Annotated in this window: 17 protein-coding genes; 14 read left to right on the forward strand and 3 right to left on the reverse strand. The window is 50.8% G+C overall.

The window, feature by feature from the left end:
- The first annotated feature begins 9 nt into the window (after window positions 1-9).
- The 4 genes from C2M36_RS16865 to creD all read left to right on the forward strand — a co-directional run bounded on the left by C2M36_RS16865 (window position 10) and on the right by creD (window position 3,054).
- Window positions 10-213: a winged helix-turn-helix domain-containing protein gene (locus C2M36_RS16865; RefSeq protein WP_234399071.1), complete on the forward strand. Its 204-nt coding sequence runs from the start codon at window positions 10-12 to the stop codon at window positions 211-213.
- Window positions 200-1,450 (forward strand): two-component system sensor histidine kinase CreC, encoded by a 1,251-nt coding sequence (gene creC / locus C2M36_RS01380; RefSeq protein WP_234399062.1) that lies wholly within the window; start codon window positions 200-202, stop codon window positions 1,448-1,450. Before C2M36_RS16865 ends, creC begins: the two co-directional genes overlap by 14 nt.
- Entirely contained in the window at window positions 1,428-1,679 is a 252-nt protein-coding gene (locus tag C2M36_RS16945) for an ATP-binding protein (protein ID WP_234399064.1), read from the forward strand. The genes creC and C2M36_RS16945 overlap by 23 nt, the downstream gene beginning before the upstream one ends.
- Before the next feature lie 76 nt (window positions 1,680-1,755).
- Window positions 1,756-3,054, forward strand: coding sequence for a cell envelope integrity protein CreD (gene creD / locus C2M36_RS01385; protein WP_105253393.1), 1,299 nt, complete (start codon window positions 1,756-1,758; stop codon window positions 3,052-3,054).
- Window positions 3,055-3,122: 68 nt separating this feature from the next.
- On the opposite strand, the gene C2M36_RS01390 is transcribed toward creD, so the two are convergent.
- The 3 genes from C2M36_RS01390 to C2M36_RS01400 form a co-directional block, all read right to left on the reverse strand.
- Window positions 3,123-4,415, reverse strand: a complete 1,293-nt coding sequence (locus C2M36_RS01390) for a LysM peptidoglycan-binding domain-containing protein (protein ID WP_233998359.1) — start codon at window positions 4,413-4,415, stop codon at window positions 3,123-3,125.
- A 253-nt stretch (window positions 4,416-4,668) separates the two neighbouring features.
- Window positions 4,669-5,964, reverse strand: coding sequence for a sensor histidine kinase (locus C2M36_RS01395; RefSeq protein WP_105253394.1), 1,296 nt, complete (start codon window positions 5,962-5,964; stop codon window positions 4,669-4,671).
- A gap of 6 nt (window positions 5,965-5,970) precedes the next feature.
- Window positions 5,971-7,374, reverse strand: coding sequence for a sigma-54-dependent transcriptional regulator (locus C2M36_RS01400; protein WP_105253395.1), 1,404 nt, complete (start codon window positions 7,372-7,374; stop codon window positions 5,971-5,973).
- A gap of 226 nt (window positions 7,375-7,600) precedes the next feature.
- Here C2M36_RS01400 and C2M36_RS01405 point away from each other — a divergent pair, with 226 nt between their 5' ends.
- The 10 genes from C2M36_RS01405 to C2M36_RS01450 all read left to right on the forward strand — a co-directional run bounded on the left by C2M36_RS01405 (window position 7,601) and on the right by C2M36_RS01450 (window position 22,307).
- On the forward strand, window positions 7,601-8,854 hold the full coding sequence (locus C2M36_RS01405) for an efflux RND transporter periplasmic adaptor subunit (protein ID WP_105253396.1): 1,254 nt from the start codon (window positions 7,601-7,603) through the stop codon (window positions 8,852-8,854).
- Window positions 8,855-8,864: 10 nt separating this feature from the next.
- Window positions 8,865-9,569: an ABC transporter ATP-binding protein gene (locus C2M36_RS01410; RefSeq protein ID WP_105253397.1), complete on the forward strand. Its 705-nt coding sequence runs from the start codon at window positions 8,865-8,867 to the stop codon at window positions 9,567-9,569.
- 1 nt (window position 9,570) lies between these two features.
- On the forward strand, window positions 9,571-11,967 hold the full coding sequence (locus C2M36_RS01415) for an ABC transporter permease (protein WP_105253398.1): 2,397 nt from the start codon (window positions 9,571-9,573) through the stop codon (window positions 11,965-11,967).
- A 55-nt stretch (window positions 11,968-12,022) separates the two neighbouring features.
- Entirely contained in the window at window positions 12,023-14,425 is a 2,403-nt protein-coding gene (locus C2M36_RS01420) for an ABC transporter permease (RefSeq protein ID WP_105253399.1), read from the forward strand.
- Between the two features lie 92 nt (window positions 14,426-14,517).
- Complete coding sequence (locus tag C2M36_RS01425; RefSeq protein WP_105253400.1) at window positions 14,518-14,820, forward strand: DUF6482 family protein; 303 nt, start codon at window positions 14,518-14,520, stop codon at window positions 14,818-14,820.
- A gap of 148 nt (window positions 14,821-14,968) precedes the next feature.
- Complete coding sequence (locus C2M36_RS01430; protein WP_105253401.1) at window positions 14,969-15,739, forward strand: DeoR/GlpR family DNA-binding transcription regulator; 771 nt, start codon at window positions 14,969-14,971, stop codon at window positions 15,737-15,739.
- Window positions 15,740-15,794: 55 nt separating this feature from the next.
- Window positions 15,795-17,615: a glutamine--fructose-6-phosphate transaminase (isomerizing) gene (glmS, locus tag C2M36_RS01435; RefSeq protein ID WP_105253402.1), complete on the forward strand. Its 1,821-nt coding sequence runs from the start codon at window positions 15,795-15,797 to the stop codon at window positions 17,613-17,615.
- Window positions 17,616-17,759: 144 nt separating this feature from the next.
- The gene (locus C2M36_RS01440) at window positions 17,760-18,590 is read left to right on the forward strand and encodes a TnsA endonuclease C-terminal domain-containing protein (protein ID WP_105188718.1); all 831 of its coding nucleotides are present in this window, start codon (window positions 17,760-17,762) and stop codon (window positions 18,588-18,590) included.
- Window positions 18,574-20,652 (forward strand): DDE-type integrase/transposase/recombinase, encoded by a 2,079-nt coding sequence (locus C2M36_RS01445; RefSeq protein ID WP_105188717.1) that lies wholly within the window; start codon window positions 18,574-18,576, stop codon window positions 20,650-20,652. Before C2M36_RS01440 ends, C2M36_RS01445 begins: the two co-directional genes overlap by 17 nt.
- A complete protein-coding gene (locus tag C2M36_RS01450) occupies window positions 20,652-22,307 on the forward strand; it encodes an AAA family ATPase (protein WP_105188716.1) in 1,656 nt (551 codons plus the stop codon). Before C2M36_RS01445 ends, C2M36_RS01450 begins: the two co-directional genes overlap by 1 nt.
- Window position 22,308 lies beyond the last annotated feature (1 nt).

Here is a 22,308-nt window from a genome sequence, read left to right on the forward strand (position 1 = left end):
GAATATAAGCTGTTACATAAGCTCCATAGCCAGCCGCACCGGGTTTTTAGCCGCGAACAACTGATGAGTGCCGCGGACATGGCTAATGCCTCTCACTACGCCCGCAATATCGATTCCCATATCAAGGCCATACGCCAAAAGCTGAAGTGTCATGATCTGGCAGAGGTGATCCACACCAAGCGCGGTTTCGGGTATTTCTATGAACCCAAGTAGCCATCCTTCCTGGGTTGATAAGCTGTTTCAATGGCCCCGTATTCCCCTTGGCTTACGGTTGTTTTTGCTGTACGTGGTCGTGGTGGTGTTAACCACCTATGTGGTCAGCTCAACGGTGATGCGCGAGATTAAGCCCACGGTGCGACAGGTGAGCGAAGAAACCCTGGTGGATATGGCCAACCTGCTGGCAACCTTGGCGGCGCCACACCTGCAACAGGGCACCTTAGCGCGCAGTGAATTTGCCGAGCTGTTGACTCACTTCGGTAAACGCGACCCGAATGCGGCGATTTGGGGCGTGGACAAAAGCAGTATTAACCACCGGATCTATATTACCGATGCCGACGGTATCGTCCTGGTTGATTCATGGCAACGGGATGTGGGAGCAGATTTTTCTCGCTGGAATGATGTGTACCTGACCCTGCGCGGCCAGTATGGTGCCCGCTCCAGTGCTCAATTGAGCGACGACCCGGATTCAACCGTAATGCATGTGGCGGCACCCATTCGGGTGGCTGGCGAGATCATTGGCAGTGTCACCGTGGCCAAGGCCAATCGTTCGGTACAACCCTTTATTGATAAGGCCAAATATCGAGTGCTTACCTGGCTGGTGGTAATGAGTGTGGTGGCCTTGTTACTCGGGGCGCTGATCGCCTGGCGCATCAACACGGCGCTGGACAAACTGGCAGACTACGCCGCCAAAATGGGCCGCGGCGAAAAGGCCAAGCAGCCGGTGTTTCGCATCTTTTATGAATATGGGCAACTGAGCGATGCCCTGGCAGCCATGCGCGCTAAGCTGGATGGTAAAAACTATGTGGAGCAATATGTGCAAACCCTGACTCATGAGCTGAAAAGTCCACTGAGTGCCATTAAAGGAGCGAGCGAGTTGTTGCAAACGCCCCTGACGGAGCAAAAACAGCGGCTCTTTGCCAATAATATTGAAAAAGAAAGCGCCCGCATGCAGCATCTTATCGACAATCTTTTGGCCCTGACGCGACTTGAAAAGCAGCCACAATTGCAAAATAAAGAAGTGATTGTTCTCGCCCCCTTGATCGCCCGGGTATGTGACTCCCTGTTGGCTCCCATTACCCAAAAAAAGGTGCAGATGCAGCTTCAATGTGACCCTGGGTACAGCCTGCTTGGCGATGCATTCTTGGTGCAACAGGCGCTCTACAATTTGTTTGGAAAATGCCCTCGATTTTGTGGTGGAAGGCGGCGAGGTGAACATTTCGGTACATCTTGAGTGTCATCGCACCCTGATACAGGTAGTTAACCAAGGCCCGGCCATACCGGACTACGCCCTCGGTAAGGTATGCGAGCGTTTTTATTCGCTGCCGCGTGCCAATGGCCAAAAAAGCACCGGCTTGGGCTTAACCTTTGTTGAGCAGATTATGCAACTGCACCAGGGTGAGTTGTTGATAGCCAATGTGCCAGGTGGAGTGCGCGTCACCCTGGTATTTACAACTCCATAAAATCTCCACATTAACCGCACCTAAACTCCAATTTGGCTGAATAAGCTAAGGCTATTCATCACATGGAGTTTATTAAATGAGACAAAAACTAGGTAATAAATTACTCATTATCGCCGGCCTTATTCTGCTGATTTTGGTGCCCATCATGTTGATTAAGGGATTGATCTTCGAGCGATCCGAGCGTCACCTGCAAGTACAGCAGGAAATTGCCCGCAGCAGCAGCGGCGAGCAGGGCATCATCGGACCATTTTTGTATTTGGAATATGTGGAAACCAAGCATAACGAGCAGGGGCAAAGCTATTCCGTGTTACACAAGCAGGTACTGTTGCCGAGCGAGCTAAAATGGCAGGCCCAGTTAAGCACGTTCGAGAAGTTTCGCGGCATCTATAAGGCCAATCTGTACCGCTCGCAAAACGATATTTCAGCCACCTTCAACACGCGAAAACTCAAAGGCTATGTCGACAAAAATATTACCAAGTTCAATCTGGTGATGGTAGTTCAGGATATTCGCGGTATAGGCGTTGGCAGCGCGGTAAAAATGGCCGGTAAGCCATTGGCGTTCCAGCCCGGTAGTCAGATAAAACAACTGGCCGATGGCGTGCATGCGGCTTTGGACTTGCAAGGTCTGTTGGCGAATGACAGCGTGGCGGTGCAGATTAACCTCAATCTCCAGGGCATGAAGCGTTTCGCCATAGCTCCCGTGGGGGAAGAAACCCATGTTTCCATGAGCGCCGATTGGCCTCACCCAAGCTTTGTTGGTGACTACTTGCCAACTTCGTCAAGCATAGATAATGAACAGTTTACCGCCATTTGGCAAACTAACTTCTTCGCCACCAATATGCAGGAGTTGTTTGGTAACTGTGTGCGCAGCAATGGCGATTGCAGTAATTTGCGCGAGCGCAGTCTGGGTGTAAATCTGGTGGATGGCGTCGATCACTATCTGAAAAGCCACCGCGCTACCAATTATGCACTCTTGGTGTTGGTACTGGTGTTCTCAAGCTTCTTTTTACTGGAGATCCTTCGAAAAGACGCGATTCATCCGGTGCAATACGGCTTTGTTGGCCTCGCCATCGCGGTGTTTTATTTGTTGCTGGTATCGCTCAGCGAGCATTTTGGTTTTAATCTGGCTTATATGTTCTCGGCTTTGGCTTCTGGCTTGCTGTTAAGCATTTATGTGGCTGGCATGCTGCACAGCTCGCGCCAGGGGGTGGTATTCTTTGCTGGCATTGCGTTGCTTTACGGGGTCTTATTCAGCCTGTTGGCGGCGGAAGATTACGCCTTGTTAATGGGTGCAACCCTGGTATTTGCTGTACTGAGCTTGATCATGATGCTGACCCGCAAGTTTAACTGGTATGGCAATAATGAAAGTGAATGAAACAGGGCTTAGCCCTGTGGAGTCTGAAAACAATAAGGCCGCTATTTAGCGGCCTTACTTCTAAGGGGTTAGCTGCGTGATAAAAACAGCGTCAGGGTTTCGCCAATACGCAGGGTATCTTTAGAAAGGTTGTTCCACTGCTTGAGCTTGGCCACGCTCACCTGATAACGGCGGGCTATTTTCCACAGGCTATCGCCACGAGCCACCTTGTATTCGATTTGCTCATCCGCGAGCACCGGCAAAATAAGTTTGTCGCCAATGCGGATGCGGTCCGATTTAAGGTTATTAAAGGTCTTCAGTTGCTGTACCGTGAGCGCATAACGTGCGGCAATCACGCTCAGGCTATCTCCCCGGGCTATGGTGTAATGCTGCCATTGGCTGTAATCACCGCTTTGTTGGTCGGCGATGAGTGTTTGCCATTGCTGTTTTTTCTCTACCGGGACAACAATATGTGGGGCATCTATGATGGCTGGAAAGCGGATCACTCCATGGTTGAGCTGCTCCAGCTTACCCCATTTGCTCTTATCGGCCAGCACCACGGCACCGGATAGCGGCAAGGTGGTAATGCTTGGCTGGTTATTGATTACCGGAAATTCCATCTTCTGGTGCTTAAGCAGTTGTACCGCCGCCAGCAGTTTTGGGACATAGTGGCGAGTTTGTTTAGGCAGCTTAAGGGCGAAAAAGTCGGTGCTTTTACCGGCCTTTTTATTGTTTTCAATGGCTTTTAATACACGGCCTTCACCGACGTTATAGGCGGCAATGGTGTGATACCAGTCGCCGTCAAAGCGTTTGTGCAGATATTCGATAAAGTCCAGTGCCGCCTGGGTGCTGTCGATCACATCCTGACGACCGTCATACCAGGGGCTTATTTTTACACCAAAATACTTGGCCAGAGATGGGGTGAGCTGCCACAGTCCCGAGGCATGCTTATGGGAGTAGGCACTGGCATCAAAGTCACTTTCTATCAGCGGCATTAGCGCCAACTCAATGGGCAAGTCGCGCTTTTCCACTTCGGTGACTATGTGGTACAGGTAGGGCTCGGCACGGCGACTGATCTCTTCCATGTAGTTAGGGTGTGCCAGATACCAATCAATACGTCGCTGCACCGCAGGGTGATTAGAGTCGGCAAAGCGCAGTTGCATGCGAATACGTTGCCATACATCATCAACCTGTTGTGGTGTGAGCTTGGTTTCAACCTTGGCCTGCTGGTCTTCCTGCGTGTCGCTGGTGTGGTTGGTATTGTTGGCCGCGCTGTCCTCGCCCGGCGCCATATCCTGCTGTTGCTCCTGGTCGGCAACCGGCGGCGTATTTTGACAGCCCGCCAACACCAGGAAAAAAGAAATAAATAAAATTCGATACATAAAAATTCAGTGTTATTTAGATAAAAAGTTACATGTGCGCTATTTGGGTGGTCATAGCGAAAGGGTGTGAGCTTAATCGGTTAGCCTGAACACAAAGTGAGCTAAATCTGAGCGCCAGCTTAAGTGACTGAGCCACACCTGAATATTAATTTTTTGCCTCAAGGTAGACCGTTGATTCGTATAGTGGTTCCTTCTGTGCTTGAGCATAGCACATAGGAAGGTGCAGAGCGTAAATTTACCCCCGGTCTAAGCACTAACCAAACATGCAGCGAAAACAGGCGCCATCGGGTAGCGGCTGGTAGATAAGGTCGCCGCCATGGCTGACCATGATTTGTTTGCTGAGCGCCAGGCCTATGCCTGAGCCCTGTTGTTTGGTGGTAAAAAATGGCACAAACATCATTTCCTGAGCCTGCTCGCTGATCCCACCACCACTATCGCTTACAGCAATATAGAGTTGGCCCTGGCCATTTTTATCTATCTCCAGGCGCAGCTCTTTGCGATTCTCGCGCTGGCTCATGGCTTCGATGGCGTTTTTAATCAGGTTGATCAGCACCTGCTCAATTTGCTGGGCGTCACACATTACCAAGGTGTCGGCGGTTGTCTGCAGCTCAAGGTGGATTTGCTGCTGTGCCAGGTCATGCTTTAACAGGGTGCAGCAGCGCTCAACCACGGCCGCTAACGATTGCACGCTGAGGTCCGGCTTTGGCAGATTGCTAATGGAGCGAAAGCGGGCGATAAAGTCGCTTAAGCCCTGGGTACGGCTTTTTAAGGTGGCCAGTGCCAGCTCAAGGTCTTCCTTGTCTTCCTGATCGGCAAAGCTCAATTGTTCGGGCATTAAGCCGGTGCAGGTTTGCGCTAGAGACGACAGCGGGGTGATGGAATTAGCAATTTCATGGGTCAACACCCGGGTGAGTCGCTTATAGGCCTGCTGCTCTTTGTGCAACAGCTGCTCATGGATTGATTGCAGGGTTACGATTTTTAGCGCCTGACCCTGGATGGTGGCAATACTCAGTTGCACCGACAGGGTGTCCTGTTGTTCACCTCGTTGCCACAGCGCCGTGGACTGGCTGTTGCTCTGAGCTTCTTCAATAAAGAGCCCAATTTGCTCCAGATCCCGGGTGTGTTTAATGGCTTTGCCGAGTAACCTGGCTACCGCGGGGTTATGCTCTATGGCGTCACCTTTATGGTCAAACACCAGCACCGCCATATCGATATGGATAAGCAGGGTCTGCATAAACTGGGCTTGTTGCTCGGCGGCTAAGCGGGCCTGAAGAATTTGCTCTTTAACCTCGTCATACTGCACCCGCATCGGATGCGACTGGGTCAGACCCAGGCTGCTGTCGCCATTGGCCAGGGCTTTGAGTGCCAGTTGTGCCTGGCGGCTTTGTCGCCTAAATAGAACGACTATTCTGTAGCAGCTTATCAAGGCGCCAATCATCAGGCCCGTGGTCAGGGCGGGCAGGTGCCAAAAGGTATAGGCATACTGAGCCCCAAGGATGCAGGCCAGCAGCATCACCAAGAGCAGGGCAAGTTTAGTCTGTGCTTGCATGTCGAGCTAGAGTCCGTATTTTTCAAGGCGGCGATACATGGCGCCACGGGTTAACCCCAGAGCCTTGGCGGCATGGCTGACATTGCCCTGATAATGGGTGAGGGCGGCGCGAATGGCTTGGTGTTCCAGCTCTTCAAGATTGAAGGTGGAAAATACCTGAGTGTTGCCGCCTTGCGGGCTTTCCGAGGCCGCATTGGTGCCGGAGGCGACCACAGAAGCTATGTCCAGCTCGGTGCCACTTGAGAGGATCACCGCCCGCTCTATGGCATGGGCCAGTTCGCGCACGTTGCCCGGCCAAGGGTAGTCGCTTAGTGCCCGCATGCTTGAAGTTGAGACACCGAGTTCGCGTTTATATTTCTGACCAAAATGATTGAGGTAATAGTCCACCAGCAGGGGAATGTCTTCGCGACGTTCGCGCAGTGGTGGCAGCGCGATTTCCACCGTGTTGATACGATACAGGAGATCCTGACGAAAGCGACCTTCGCTGACGCTTTGGTGCAGGTTGTCATTGGTGGCGCTGATCAAACGAATATCCACATCTATGGTTTTACTGCCGCCCAGGGGGGTGATTTGTCGATTTTGCAGCGCCGCCAATAGCTTCACCTGTTGCTCAAGTGGCAGGTTGCCGAGCTCATCTAAAAACAGGCTGCCGCCGTTGGCGAGTTCAAAACGGCCGACACGATCTTCTTTGGCATCGGTAAAGGCGCCTTTTTTATGGCCGAACAGTTCACTCTCCAACAAGGAGGCGCTCATGGCCCCCATGTCTACGCCGATAAAGGGGCCCTGATGACGCAGGCTCTGCTGGTGAATAGCATGGGCGGTGAGCTCCTTGCCGGTGCCGCTTTCGCCGGTGATCAGTATATTGGCGTCGGTCTGAGCGGCTTTCGCTATGGTGTCGAACACCCGTTGCATGGCCTGGCTTTGGCCTAAAAATGCAAACTTGTTGCTGTTGAGGGCATCGTTAAGCCCCTGGGTTTGGCGTTTAAGCTGTCCAACCTGGCGCTTATCTTTACCGTGATTAAAGGCCGCAGCCACGCTGGCCAGCAGTTGCTCGTTTTGCCAGGGTTTGGCGATAAAGTCGGCGGCGCCGGCCTTAATGGCATCCACCGCCAGTTGAATATCGCTGTATGCGGTCATCAACAAGACCACTATGCTGGGGTCCTGCGCGGCAATTTTCTTCAGCCAGTAAAACCCTTCCTGCCCGCTGATGGAGTCCTGGGTAAAGTTCATATCCAGCAAGATGACATCGATGGGCTGATCCGCTTCCTGTTGGGCATTGATAATGCCCTCGATATCGAAGGGGTTATCCGTGGTCTTCACCACCTGATAGTGCTGTTTTAGCAGTAGTCGTGCGGCGATCAGAATATCTGGGTTGTCATCGATGATGAGAATGGCACCGGCATGTTTCATATTTGTAATTATTATTGTGTGTTTTCAGTAGCCTAATCCAAAATAGGGACAGTGTCCATTAATGGACGTTGAGTCATCGGGTAAGTGTTCTACCAGCGGACACCCGTTCTTGAGCCTACTCTGTAAAATTCATATAACCATATGTTTTTATTGACAAATAAATTTTGGCACGGGAATTGTTACATTCATGGGTAATTAGCACTTAGAACAATCGCAAGGCGTTGACATGGATAAGAAAATTGCCCGCTCAGCAACAGATAAATACCTGAAGAAATCACTTCTTGGGCTTGGCTGCCTGGTGGTGGCCGCAGCCGCCTATGGCCTGACCCAAAGCGATGCCCAGGGTCGCAGTCAAACGGTAAATGACCAAAATCTCAGTGTAAGCACGGTGCACCAGGGCGAGTTTGTCGATGCCCTAAGCCTGCGTGGTCAGGTGGTACCGAGAACCAGTATTTATCTCGACACCATAGCCGGGGGCCAGGTGGAAGAGCGGCTCGTCGAACAGGGCGAGTACGTTAAAAAAGGCCAACCCCTGGTGCGCTTAAGCAACACCAACTTGCAGCTGGATGTAATGAGTCGCGAAGCCCAGGTCACCGAGCAGCTTAACTTTTTGCGCAATACCCAGATGACCATGGAAACCAGCCGCTTGAATCTGCGCCGCGATCTATTGGAAATCGATCTGAAAATTACCCACCTAAGCCGGCGATTAAAACAAACCGAACCCCTGGTCAGTAAAGGCGTCTTGGCCAAGGAGCAGTTGGCTGAAATTAAAGAAGACCTTGCCTATTACCAGGCACGCAGGGAGCTGACACTGGAACGCCAGCAGCAGGAAAGCAGTATCCGCGAGGTGCAATTAGCCCAGCTGCAGGACAGTGCGAAAATGCTGGAGAAAAACCTGCAGTTTGCGCGTAAGAATCTGGAAAATTTACTGATCACCGCGCCCGTTGCCGGTTACCTCAGTGAGCTGGATGTGGAAATTGGTGAGTCCAAGGATCGTGGCGCGCGACTAGGGCAAATTGATATCCCCAACGAGTACAAGCTGGTGGTACGCCTCGATGAGTTTTATCTCAACCAGGTTCAATCCGGGATGGATGTGGTCATTGAGCTGGAGCAGGGCAAGGTAAATGCTCAGGTCAGTAAAATAGATAGCAGAGTGCAGCAGTCACAGTTTCAAATCGAAGTCGATTTACCTAAGGATATCAGCAACATCAAGCGCGGCCAAAGCCTGGACATAGAGCTGATGCTGGGTGATAGCCAGGCCAATGCCCTATTGCTTAAACGCGGCGCCTTCTTTACCAGCTCCGGTGGTAACTGGGTGTATGTGATGAGTGAGGACAACAGCCAGGCGCTGCGCCGTGAGATTCGCCTCGGCAGAAAAAACCAGGATTACTACGAAGTGCTCAGTGGTCTTGAGGTCGGTGATCGGGTGATCACCTCCAGCTACAGCAACTTTGATAAAGCACAACAATTACAGTTTTAAGGGAACAACAATGATTAAACTTACTAATTTATCTCGTGTATTTCGAACTCAAGACGTTGAAACAACAGCACTAAATGACATTAACCTAGCGGTGAATGAAGGCGAGTTTCTGGCCATCATGGGGCCATCCGGCTGCGGCAAATCGACCCTGTTATCCATTTTGGGCATGTTGGACTCACCGAGTAGCGGCCGCTTTGAGTTTCTAGGCGAAGACATCGCCGGCTACAGTGAAAAACAGTTAGCCGAGCTGAGAAAAGCATCCATCGGCTTTGTATTTCAAAGCTTTAACCTGATTGACGAACTGACTGTATTTGAAAACGTTGAGCTGCCTTTACAGTATCAAAATATCTCAAAGAGTGAGCGCAAGCAGCGTGTAGAGGCCATTTTAAAGCGCGTCGGCATCGATCATCGCGGTGATCATCTACCGCAGCAACTTTCCGGTGGTCAGCAGCAACGCGTGGCGGTGGCCAGAGCCTTGGTCATTAACCCTAAACTTATTTTGGCGGATGAGCCGACCGGTAACCTGGACTCCAAAAATGGCGATGAAGTAATGGCCATGTTGCGCGAGCTTAACTGCGAGGGCACCACGGTGATCATGGTGACTCACTCGGAGAAAGAAGGTAATTATGCCGATCGCCTGGTGCGCCTGCTGGACGGTCAGATCATGGTCGACAAAGCCAATGCGGTGAGCACTAAGACCGCTGAGGTAGCCTAATATGATCGCCAGTTACCTTATAACGGCCCTGCGCGCATTTAAGCAGCAAAAACAGCATTTTGCTTTGAATGTGATGGGCCTTAGCGTGGGCTTGGCGGCGGCCATTCTGGTGGCGCTCTTTGCCATCAATGAGCTCTCGTACGATAGCCAACAACCTCATGCTGAGCGTGTTTATCGCGTTGGCCAAGATTTCTCAAAACTTGGTTTAGCTGTGATACCTCTTTTTAATTATATGCAGTCAAAACAGGCAGAAGATTACAGCCAGGTTGAAGAAGTATTTGGATTAACCATGGTAGAGCTGACCCGTGAAGCCATGGTTGATGTGAGTTACCGTAACCAAGGCTATAAGTTAAATGCCTTGTATGGTGCTACAGCAAATATTGAAAACTTTATTGCTATGGAAACGCTTGCGGGTGACTTAAAAACCGCAATGAGTACACCAGACAGCCTGGCCTTAAGTGAGACAGAAGCACTGCGCATTTTTGGCCGTACTGATGTGGTTGGTGAAACGCTGACGCACGAACAAGGACAGTACACCGTTCGCGCAGTGTTTGCAGACTTAGCTGACAACACTCACTTTGCCTTTAAAAACCTTGTTTATGTTAAGCATGAGCCAAGCGAATTTAATGTGAACAGTAGTTATGTGTATATGCGTTTAGCTGCGGGTACCGATACAGACGCATTAGCTAACACCTTAACAGAGCGCTTTTTTAGCGGTTCTATGCTTGAACAAGTTAGTTTAGAACTACATCCATTACTTGATTTACACCTAACGGCTAAATCTCCTTTTGAAATGAAAGCGGGCGGTGCTAAACAAGTGGTGATGATCTGTGTCGGTTTAAGCGTGTTACTTATTCTTATTGCAGGTTTTAACTTCATTAATATGACGGTAGCCCAGTCGACTAAACGTGCAAAAGAAGTCGGTGTGCGTAAAGCGCTAGGGGCAAGTAAAGGCCAATTAGTAACTCAGTTTCTATCTGAGTCAGTGTTGGTTTCGATGCTTTCAATGGTGATTGCTTGTGCCTTAGTGGAGCTATTTTTACCAAGCTTTAACCAATTAGTAGACCGCGAATTAGTAGTCAACTATGCCTCTGAATTTGGTCTTGCGATTATTGTGGTAGCGATTGCTGTGGGCATATTAGCTGGGCTTTATCCTGCATTCTTTATTTCGTCATTTAGTGCAAAACGAGTTTTAAGTGGTGACTTACAACGTGGTAATACAGCAATATGGGTTCGTAAGAGCTTACTAACCCTACAGGCATCGTTGGCAATAGGTTTAATTGTTGCCTCGGTTACCTTGTTAAAGCAGTTAACTTACTTGCAAAGCTTGCCTTTAGGCTATGAAACAACACAAAGATTGGTTATTTCAGAGCTACCTGTAGGGGAAGTATTCACGAAAGAAAAAAATGCCTTAGTTAACCGTATTAGTGCAATTCAAGGCGTACAGCAAACAACAGTAATTGATACCCGTTTAACGCTTTCAATCAATAATACACTTATGCCAACGTGGCCAAATGGTGAAGCGTCTGGCAGCTTAACTCCTGTAGTAGGCGCAAGCTACGATGTGGTAAAAACGCTAGGTTTAAAACTGGTTGCAGGGCGTGATTTTAGCCGCGAGTTTGCCGGTGATTGGGCAAGCCGTGAAAATGGGGTAACAAGTACAGGTACGATTGTGACTGAATCTGTCGCAAAACAAGCGGGTTACACTAACATGAGTGAGATTATCGGTAAGGTAATTAAAGACTCAGGTAGCGGCGTAGATATGCGTGTTGTGGGTGTGGTTGAAGATGTAAAAGTAGGTAATGCTAAAGATGCCAACTCTAATATCATGTTTTTGTGTGGCTTTAACTTCTTAACACCTGTATCTGAATTTATTTTAACGATTGATCAGCAAAACTTGCCTTACATTAAAACTCAGCTCGCTGAGGTATTAGCAAGTACAGCCAATATCTATGAGCCTAAAATTAACTTACTCGCAGACAACTACAAAACCTTGTTAAAAGGTGATGAGCGTATTTCGAATGTAGTTTTAATCTTTACCGCTCTTGCTGTGTTCTTAACCTGCTTAGGTACCTTTGGTTTGGCTTCGTTTGCAACAGTGCGTCGTCAGAAGGAAGTGGCTGTTCGAAAAGTTCTAGGCGCATCACGCATCAGTATTGTTAATATCATTGCTAAAGAGTTCTTAGTGCTGGTGGCAGTGAGTATTGCTATTGCATATCCAGTGACTTACTTGCTAGTAGGTGATTGGCTGGCAAACTTTAATGACCGCATTGAACAAGCTCTGTGGGTGTATTTCGTAGCAGCCGCCGCTGTGGCAGCGATTACCTGGGTTACCGTTGCAAGTTTAGCCTTTAAGGCCGCAAGCACCAGACCATCGCTTATCTTACGATATGAATAACAATAAGTTAGCGCTTCCGTGGAAGCGCTAGCCGATAAAACTTAGAGGTGACATCATGTTTACCAGTTATTTATCTTCAGCGGTACGGGCTTTTATCAAGCACAAACAGCATTTCTTTTTGAATCTGTTCGGTTTGAGCGTGGGCTTGGCGGCGGCCATTCTGGTGGCCTTATTTACCCGTTTTGAAATGGCAGTGGATCAGTACCAGCCCAATGCCGAGCGCACCTATCGCCTGTCCCAGTACTTTACCGTCATGGGTACCTCCGCACCCATCACCAATTTATACGCGGTAAGAGATCTGGCGAAAGGCACAGATATTGAAGACATCTTTGCCTTACAAATGCATCCCAGGCTGTCGGGAGACTTTAATGCCAATGGCAACTTCTTCAAGATGGAAGACTTGTTTGCGGCAACCACCAATATCCGGGATTTTATTCAGCTCGATGTGCTTTATGGCGATCTGGATGCGACCCTGGCGGCACCCAATAAAATGGCATTGAGCGAAAGCGAGGCGATTCGCCTGTTCGGCCGTGCCGATGCCCTTGGTGAAACCATCAGCAAGGGCCAGATCCGCTATCAGGTTACGGCTATTTTTAAGGATCTGCCCGACAGCACTCACTTTACCTTTGCTGGCCTGGTGGCCATGGTTAAAGAAGCGCCTAATTACCGTATCAACAATTTCTACACTTATGTGCGTTTCAGCGAGCAGGCCAATATCGCCGCAGAGCAAGCCCTGTTTGCCAAGGCCTATGCGCAACTCGTCTATCCAAATCAGGAAATGGGCTTTGTTGAGGTCAGCTTTCAGCCGCTGACCGATATTCACCTGCATGCCAATAGTCGCTATGAACTTAAGGCTAACGGCTCCTCCACCGTGGTGGTGATCAGTTTTTCTTTAAGCATCTTGCTGATTGTGTTGGCGGCCTTTAATTTTATCAATATGAGCATTGCCCAGGCGGCAAAGCGGGCCAAAGAAGTGGGTGTGCGTAAAGCCTTGGGAGCGAGTAAACGACAGGTTATTAATCAGTTCCTGCTGGAGTCTGTGCTTATTACCCTGCTGGCCGCACTGCTGGCCTGTATTCTAGTCGAGTTGGTCTTGCCCACCTTTAATCAATTGGTTGAGCGCGACCTGGTGTTAGCGTATTTCTCTGATTTTGGCCTGCTGCTGGTTGCCATTGTCTTGCTTGTCGGCGTGCTGGCTGGCGCCTATCCGGCATTTTTTATGTCGGCATTTAGCGCAAAACGAGTGTTAAGCGGCGATATTCAACGTGGCCGTAGCGCCAGTTTAGTGCGCAAAACCCTGCTTATCCTGCAGGCCTCCTTATCGATAGCGCTGATCATCGGGGCTTTCTCATTGCAACAGCAGTTGCAGCACCTGCAGTCCATTCCGGTGGGCTACGAGAAACAATACCGTTTGGAAGTGGATGATATCCCTGCCAGGGATTTGTATATAAGCCAAAACCATGCCCTTACTCAGCGTATTAATAACATTGATGGCGTGCTGGCGAGCAGTATTAGTGATGCCTCGTTTACCTCCACCTTTAATACCAGCTTTTCTATCACCTCGGATAATGGCGTCTTGCGTGATAGCGTGATCCCCTTCGTTGGCGTGGGCTTTGATATCGTCGAGAGTTTAGGTTTGGCACTGGTGGCTGGTCGTGACTTTAATCGTGCGCATGGTAGCGATTGGTATAACCAGGACGCCCAGGGCAATAGCCACGCCAGCATCTTAATTTCCGAGTCCTTGGTACAGCAGGCGGGTTACAGTAATCCCGAGGATGCTATCGGTAAGTTGTGGTACAGCAAGGATGATGACCGTCAGGATGTGATGCGAATCGTCGGCGTGGTTGCCGATATCACCATGGGCTCTGCGCGAGACGAATCGTCGCCACTTATTTTGATCTGTGGTTTAAGCTGGGCCAATGAAGGCAAATTGATCATCAAGTTTGAGCCACACTTGTTTGAGTCGGTTAAGGCTCAGGTAAAACAGCTGCTGGCCGACGAACTCAAGGTATACAACCCGGACTTGGAGCTGGTGGCGGATAATTACCAAGCTCTGTACAAGAACGATCAACGTATCTCGGTGTTGGTAAACGTGTTTAGCTTATTGGCAATTTTCTTAACCATGTTGGGAACCTTTGGCTTGGCGTCTTTTTCCGCATTGCGACGTCAAAAAGAAGTGGCGGTGCGTAAAGTGCTCGGAGCCTCGCGTATAAGCTTAGTGAACCTGTTGGCTAAGGAATATTTATTGCTGGTGGCCATTAGCACCGTCATCGCCTTCCCGCTAACTTATTGGTTTGTTGGTCAATGGTTGGCAAACTTTAATGAGCGTATCGAGCAGGCCTTATGGGTGTATGGCGTTGCTGCTGTTACGGTAGCGGCAATCACCTGGCTTACCGTGGCTACGTTGGCCTTTAAAGCGGCGAGCACGCGACCATCGCTTACCCTGAGGTATGAATAACAAATAATAGGGCGCACATTGATTGCGCCTTTTTAATCTTTTTGTTCCTCTGCTACGTTTAATATAGGTGAGCACTTCTTAGGAGCAACACCATGCAAGCCAATCTATTGAAAGCTGCCCTCGCAGACAGCCATTACCGTGCCATTATCCTCAGCTATGCCGATGCCAATCATTATTTGGCCGGGGTGATAGATACCCTGGGTAATTACCATATGTTGGTCGACCAGCAGGATGTCACCAAGTCCTTTAATTCGCTGCGTGAAGCAGAGCGGGCGTTATCGGCGCTCGGTGCCACCCAGGCGCTGTTGAAGATGCAGTCGGCTTATGAAGAGCTGGGGCCAAATGACGGCTTGGAAGAGCATATTGCCGATCTTGAGATACGCCATCTCACTTAGCCCCTTCCTAAAGTAAGGTGCGGACATTCATCGGTCTCTTAACCAATGGCGTCAATGTCCGCGCTTTAGTAACAATTTAGCAATTGAGCTTTGCCTAAAGTTTCGACTATAATGCGCATCTTTCGAATCGAAACTTATTTATTACTAAATGACCAAACGTAACACTCAACAGCGCCGCCACACCATACTTAACCAAGTTAATGAGCTGGGTGAAGTGTCGGTTGAAGCCTTGGCGGAGCAGTTACATACCTCAGAAGTTACGATTCGAAAGGACTTAGCCTCGTTAGAGCAAAGCGGTCTGCTATTGCGCCGTTATGGTGGCGCCATCGCGCTGCCGAAAGAAATCGTCGCCGGCAGCGAGTCGCAAGACTCGGCCCGTAAGCGTGCCATCGCTAAGGCGGCGGCGCAGCTGATTAAAGATCACCACCGCATTATTATCGATAGCGGTCGCACCACGGCGGCGATGATCCCCGAGCTGGCTTCTAAACGCGGCCTGGTGGTGATGACCAATGCCATCAATGTGGCCAGCCGGTTACTGGCGTTGGAGAATGAGCCCACCCTGCTGATGACGGGTGGTACCTGGGACCCGCATTCGGAATCCTTTCAGGGCCAGGTGGCCGAGCAGGTACTGCGCTCTTACGATTTCGATACCCTGTTTATAGGCGCCGATGGTATCGATGTTTCCCGTGGAACCACCACATTCAATGAGCTGATCGGTTTAAGCCAGGTGATGGCCGAGGCCGCTCGCGACGTGGTGGTGCTGGTGGAGTCGGAAAAAATCGGTCGCCGTATCCCGAATTTAGAACTGCCTTGGCAACAGGTCAGCACCCTGATCACCGACAGCAACCTGGCGCCCGAGTTGCGCCGGGAAATCAGCGCCCATGGCGTGCAGGTGATCTGTGCCGAGGTAAACGAATAAGCCCGATCGACAACATCGGGCAAAAAGATAACACATACGTGCAAATGGAGAATTTATGTGTGGAATAGTTGGTGCCGTTGCAGAGCGCCCAGTAAACAAGATTTTAGTTGAAGGTTTAAAGCGCCTTGAATACCGTGGCTATGACTCGGCCGGTGTGGCCTTGTTGCAAGGCAGTACCCTAAACAGCGTTAAAGCCGTGGGCAAGGTTGCCATGCTTGAGAGCGCCTTAAACGATGCCGGTGTATCCGGCACTACCGGTATCGCTCATACTCGTTGGGCCACCCACGGTGGTGTAACCGAAGCCAATGCGCACCCGCATTTGTCGAACAATGAACTGGCTTTGGTACACAACGGCATCATTGAAAACCATAGCAGCCTGCGCGAAGCGTTGAAGGGCGATGGTTACACCTTCCTATCGGAAACCGATACCGAGGTCATGGTGCACCTGATCCACCAGCTACGCCAGCAACACGATACTTTGTTAAGCGCGGTCCAAGCCGCGGTTAAGCAGCTTGAAGGCGCCTACGGTACCGTGGTATTCGACAAGGCCAACGACAATGAAATCATCGTTGCCCGCTCAGGTAGCCCGCTGGTAATTGGTCTGGGTCTGGGCGAGAACTTTATCGCCTCCGATCAGCTGGCCCTGTTGCCTGTAACTCGTAGCTTTATTTTCCTGGAAGAAGGCGATGTGGCGCGTATTACCCGTGACAGCGTCGAGATTTTCGACCTGAACGGCGAGCCGGTGGAGCGTGAGGTGGTGGAGTCAAACATCACTCAGGACGCCTCGGGCAAGGGCGAATATCGGCACTACATGCTCAAAGAAATTTACGAACAACCGATGGCGGTGCGCAACACCCTGGAAGGCCGTTTACAAGACGACCGCGTAGCCGTTGATGCCTTTGGCGACAGCGCCACGCAAATCTTTAAAGACGTGCAGCACGTGCAGATCATCGCCTGTGGTACCTCTTACCACTCGGGCATGGTGGCCCGTTACTGGCTTGAGCAGTTTGCCGGCGTCAGCTGTAATGTCGAGATTGCTTCCGAGTTCCGTTATCGCGAGTCGTTTGTGCACCCGAACAGCCTGCTGGTAACCATTTCTCAATCTGGTGAAACGGCCGATACCCTGGCCGCCTTGCGCCTGGCCAAAGAGCAGGGCTACATGGGCTCTATGACTATCTGTAACGTACCTGGCTCGTCATTGGTGCGTGAATCTGACTTGGCCTTTATGACCAAGGCCGGCGCCGAGATCGGCGTGGCCTCAACCAAGGCCTTCACCACACAACTTGTTGGCTTATTGATGCTAACCGCATCGATTGCCCAGGAAAAGGGCCTAAACCAGGCGGAAATCGTTAACGCCATTAAGACCTTGCCAAACAAGTTGGAAGAAGCACTCTTGCTTGCCGACGGCATCGAAGCCCTGGCGGAAGAATTCGCCGACAAGCATCACTCGCTGTTCCTTGGTCGTGGCTCTCAGTACCCCATCGCCATGGAAGGGGCGCTGAAACTCAAAGAGATCTCTTACATTCACGCCGAAGCCTATGCGGCGGGTGAGTTGAAGCACGGCCCATTGGCGTTAATCGATGCGGATATGCCGATCATTGTAGTGGCGCCAAACAACGAGTTGTTGGAGAAGCTGAAATCTAACGTGGAAGAAGTGCGCGCTCGTGGCGGCATCATCTATGTGTTCGCGGATAAGGATTCACATTTTGAGTCTGACGACACCATGCGCGTGATCAACGTCAATCATGTTGAAAACGTGATTGCCCCTGTGGTCTACACCATCCCATTACAGCTACTGTCTTACTATGTAGCCGTCATTAAGGGCACGGACGTCGACCAGCCTCGTAACCTGGCCAAGTCGGTTACCGTAGAGTAAAAAAGGCGCGGAAGCGCTTTTTTTTTGTGGGATAGTAATAAAGTATCATACTAAGTATTAAAGTATCATACTGAGAAATAAAGTTGCATACTGAAACCGCCGATTCTATGCTCGATTAATGAGCAAAGTCCGGCGGTTTTTTTCATGGCGTCACACAATAAGAGATCTACTGAAGCCTTGTTTGCAAGGTGGATAAAAGAAGGTCGAGGCAGCGGCCAGCATGCTGACTACAAACCCTGGCTGACGGTTAGGGATCTGCCTTCCCTGGGGCGGGTCCATCGCGTCTTCGGCCACAAATCCAGGCGTACTCACCACCTGTTATCCGATCTCGAACTTTCCGTCTTTCTGCTTCTGGAATGGCACAGCGAAATTACCCAGGTCCGCGAGCAGTTTCCCCTTGAAAGAGATGTTACCCGTCAGCTGGCCATTGAGGCCGGAATAAAGCACCCGTGTATAGCGGGAGTCGATCAGTATATGTCGTCGGACTTTCTGGTGGACTCGGCCGACGAAAAAGAGTCCAGGTTTGTGCTGCAGGCGAAATACCGAGAGGCGCTTAACGATGTTCGAACGGTGGAAAAGCTGGAACTGGAGCGCCGATATTGGAAGGGGAAGGCCTTGCCCTGGTATCTGGTCACGGAAGCAGATGTGCCAGCCGTGGTGACTCAAACCATCAAGTGGCTCTATCAGGCACAGCGGGAGGAAGAAGAGGATGAAGAGCTGACGTTGCAGCAGATCGAGTTCTACGCCCATCACTTCGAAAGGAACCCGAACAAGACAGTACTCGCTATCTGTAAGGAACTGGATGCAGCCTACAGCTTGCCACTTGGCGAATCGCTTTACGAGGTGAGGCGGTTGTTGGCCAAGCGCTATTTCACCTTCGATATCTTTATTCCTACCACCAAGCTTAAAGCGAAGGACTTGAAAGCCGGAGATCTGGGATTTATCCGGGAGGTGTATCTTGTTTCGAATCAATGAGGTGCTACAGATCGGTGAACGCCGTTACCGTGTGCTTCAACTGCTCGGCGAGCATCTGGTCTGGATTGACATAGACGATGATTCGGCCTTTCCCGAGATCACGTCGGTCGGTGAGCTGGTAGAAGCCATAGAGCTGGAGAATCTGCAGCGTACGGAAGACCCTTACAAGGAGCTTGCCTTTGAATCCCCGCAGGAGGGCAGTATTGCCAGAACCAAACGGGATAGTAACTATGCTCTGATCAAGCCTTTGCTTGAGCTGCCCGATTTTTTTGAGCCGAAAAGCCGGGGCAAAGTGATCAACAGCATTCTTGCCGAAAAAGGCTCTACCAAGCAAACGCTGTACCGGCTAGCCCGGCGATACTGGCAGCGGGGACAGATGCCGAATGCTCTGTTGCCTGACTACAAGCACTCGGGGGGCAAGGGTAAGCGACGGATTGCCAAAGACAAGAAACTGGGGCGTCCTCGCAGAGACATGCCGGGGGTCGGAGCCAAAGTTGATGAGTTTACTGAACGCTTGTTCCGTATGGCCATAGACAGATACCTGCTGAAGGATAAGGGACACTCTTTTCCCTATGCTTATCGCCGCTTTCAGACCTTGTATCGCAACTATTTTCCGGATGTTCCGGAAGAAGAGTTGCCCAGCAATTGGCAGATGATGCACTTCTACAAACGCGAATATTGCCAGACGGAAACGCTTAGCAAGCGCGTGTCGAACATTGAGTACAACAAGGACATCAGGCCTTTGCACGGTACGGCGAATACCCAGGTGCTTGGGCCTGGATCCCGCTACGAAATCGACGCCACCATTGCCGATATTTATGTGGTTTCTGATAGCGAACGGGGAAACATCGTTGGACGGCCCGTGGTCTATATGGTGATTGACGTATTCAGCCGTATGGTGGCCGGCTTCTACATCGGATTCGAGGCCCCTTCCTATGTAGCTGCCATGCAAGCCCTGTATATGGCAGTGACTGATAAAACGAGCCATTGCAGGAATCTGGAGTTCGATATTACTCTGGAGGACTGGCCGTGTGTGGGACTTCCGGATGCCATCCTAGCAGACAGAGGTGAACTGCTGGGGCATCAGATAGAAAGCCTGGAAAGCAATTTTACGGTCAGAATAGAAAATACGCCGCCTTACCGGGGCGACGCCAAAGGTATAGTGGAGCGAAATTTCAAGGCGATACAGGCGTCTTTCGGTCCTTTCGTTCCCGGTTTTGTATCCGGCACCAAGGTAAAAAAGCGAGGCGGAAAGGATTACCGGCTGGATGCCAAGCTGACAGTAAGGGAGTTCGCTCAGATTATCTTGTCGTCCGTGCTCTGCCACAACCAATACGCCGTCTTGGAGGAGTACGACCGGGACGCTGACATGCCTGCGGATTTGCCCTCCACCCCTATTCACCTGTGGAACTGGGGCTTGCAGCACAGAACCGGACGTTTGCATCAGGTTGATCCGGATGCCCTGCGTGTGGCCCTGTTACCGCGACAAAGGGCTACCATCTCGGATAAAGGGGCCTGTATGTTCGGTATCTATTACACCTCATCGGAGCTGTTGCAGCAGGGCTGGTTGCACCGGGGCAGGGGTGTTAAACGGCCTGCGAGTATTGAAGCTGCCTACGATCCTATGGTGGCCGATCAAATCTATCTTTTCCCGGAAAAGGGCAGCATCAAGTACTGGACTTGCAACCTGGCTGATATATCCCGGGAGTTTCGGGGCGCTTCGTTCTGGGATGTCTGGCAGATCAGAGACGAACAGAAGAAAACGATGGCCAAGGCCAAAGTGCTTTCGGGGTCTAAAAAGCGACAGCACGAGGAATTTGTCATCGACAAAATCGCTCATGCTGAAAAGGCGGCACCTGATACATCCGGCATCTCCAATGCTCAGCGGATCAGGGACATTAACGAAAATAAACGCAAGGAAAAGGAGAGGGAGCGGGCCGAGAAGGCGTATCGCTCAGATACGGATAAAAACCAGCCTTCAGGAAAGGTTATTCATATTTCCGAATCCGAACCGGATCTGGATTATCCGGATTACATCGACGAATTGTTTGAGGACGACTGATGCCTTTGCCAGAAAACTTTGTTGATGCCGTTTACATCGACCCGGGTCTCGATCGTTATCGTGGTAATCCGTTAATCGAGGCCCTTCCGCCCATCATGGATCTGCAGGCTCTTAAGGTTAAGCTGACCGGCAAGCTCACATTCAACCCACAGGATTGCTATGAAAAAGGGCATCTTCGTGCCCACCAGATCAGTGCACTGCTTGACGATTTCTTCCAGCCTTTGTCGATCCATAAGCAGCTGGAAGAGAAAATATCGGTGATGATCCGCGGCGGTTATGTGGGCCGCAACATAGCTGACGGCTCGTTGAATAAGAGGATGCAGGAAGGCTACCAGCGCATCATGTCCGGTGCTACAAACGACTTTCGCTTCGCTCAATCGAATTCTACCGCCAAAAGTCTGTCGTTGATCGGTTGTTCCGGCAGCGGTAAGAGCTCGACCATCAACCGGATCCTGGCAACCTACCCGCAGGCCATTTACCACCAAGAATACAATTTTGTTCAACTGACCTATCTGAGAATCGAGTGTCCGTCTGACGGTTCGCTGAAGAGTCTGTGCCTGAACTTTTTCCGCGAGGTTGATCGTACACTCAGTACCGGCTACGAGGAGAAGTATGCTCGCAAACGCCACAGCACCGAAGTGCTCTTATCACTGATGGGGCAGGTGGCAACACAGCGGGCGCTGGGTGTTCTGGTCATCGACGAAATACAGCGACTGACGCTGAAGCGTTCGATCAGCAAGGAAGCCATGCTGGAGTTTTTTGTTGCTCTGGTAAATGTGATCGGTGTTCCCGTGATCATGGTCGGCACGCCCAAGGCCAGATCCATATTTGAAATGGAACTGCAGGCCGGCAGGCGCAGCGCCGGATTCGGCTCGTTGTTCTGGGAGCCGGTGCAGCGAGAACCAGGCAGGGTCGATCCCAGGACCGGCAAGCCAAGAAAAACCGAATGGCAGGCTTTTACCGACAAGCTCTGGCAATACCAGTGGCTGACTCATCGTGACGAGGTACTGAGCGAAGAAATTCGTGATTGCTGGTTCGATCTGTCACAGGGCGTGCTCGATATCGTGGTTAAGCTGTTTGTACTGGCACAGATGCGGGCCATATCGACCGGGTTGGAACGAATAACCGTTAAACTGCTGCGTACTGTGTATGAGCAGGAACTGAAGCCGGTGCACCCCATGCTGGATGCCCTGCGCAGGGGAGATCCTGAGCTTATCGTCAAATATTCTGACCTGCAGTTGCCGGCGATGGACAAACGCCTTCTTGAGCTGAGGAAGCGGATTGACGAACGGCAGGCCGAAAAGGAAATCGAGCCGGCCTTCAGCGGCAACGATAAGGCACTACGGTTGTATACCATGCTGCAGGCGATGGGCTGTGAATCGGTGCTGCTGCAACCCCTGATCGAAAATGCCTTCAAACAGCATCCAAATCTTTCCTTGCCGGAATTGAGCAAGATCATACTGGAGTGGTACTCCGAACCCCCCAAGCCCAAGAAGACCCAAATCGAGAAGATGAAACCTGCCAACTGGCACACGCTGCCTTCCGAAGATTTAAGGTTCAAATTCTCCCAGGCTGAAAAGGGGCGACTCTACGACGACTTGATGTACGGCAAAGAGCTGTTTGATGTGCCGAGTTGGTTGAAGAAAGTAGGGTGAC

It is taken from the genome of Pseudoalteromonas sp. T1lg75 (genome assembly GCF_002964705.1).
Classification (GTDB): Bacteria; Pseudomonadota; Gammaproteobacteria; order Enterobacterales; family Alteromonadaceae; genus Pseudoalteromonas.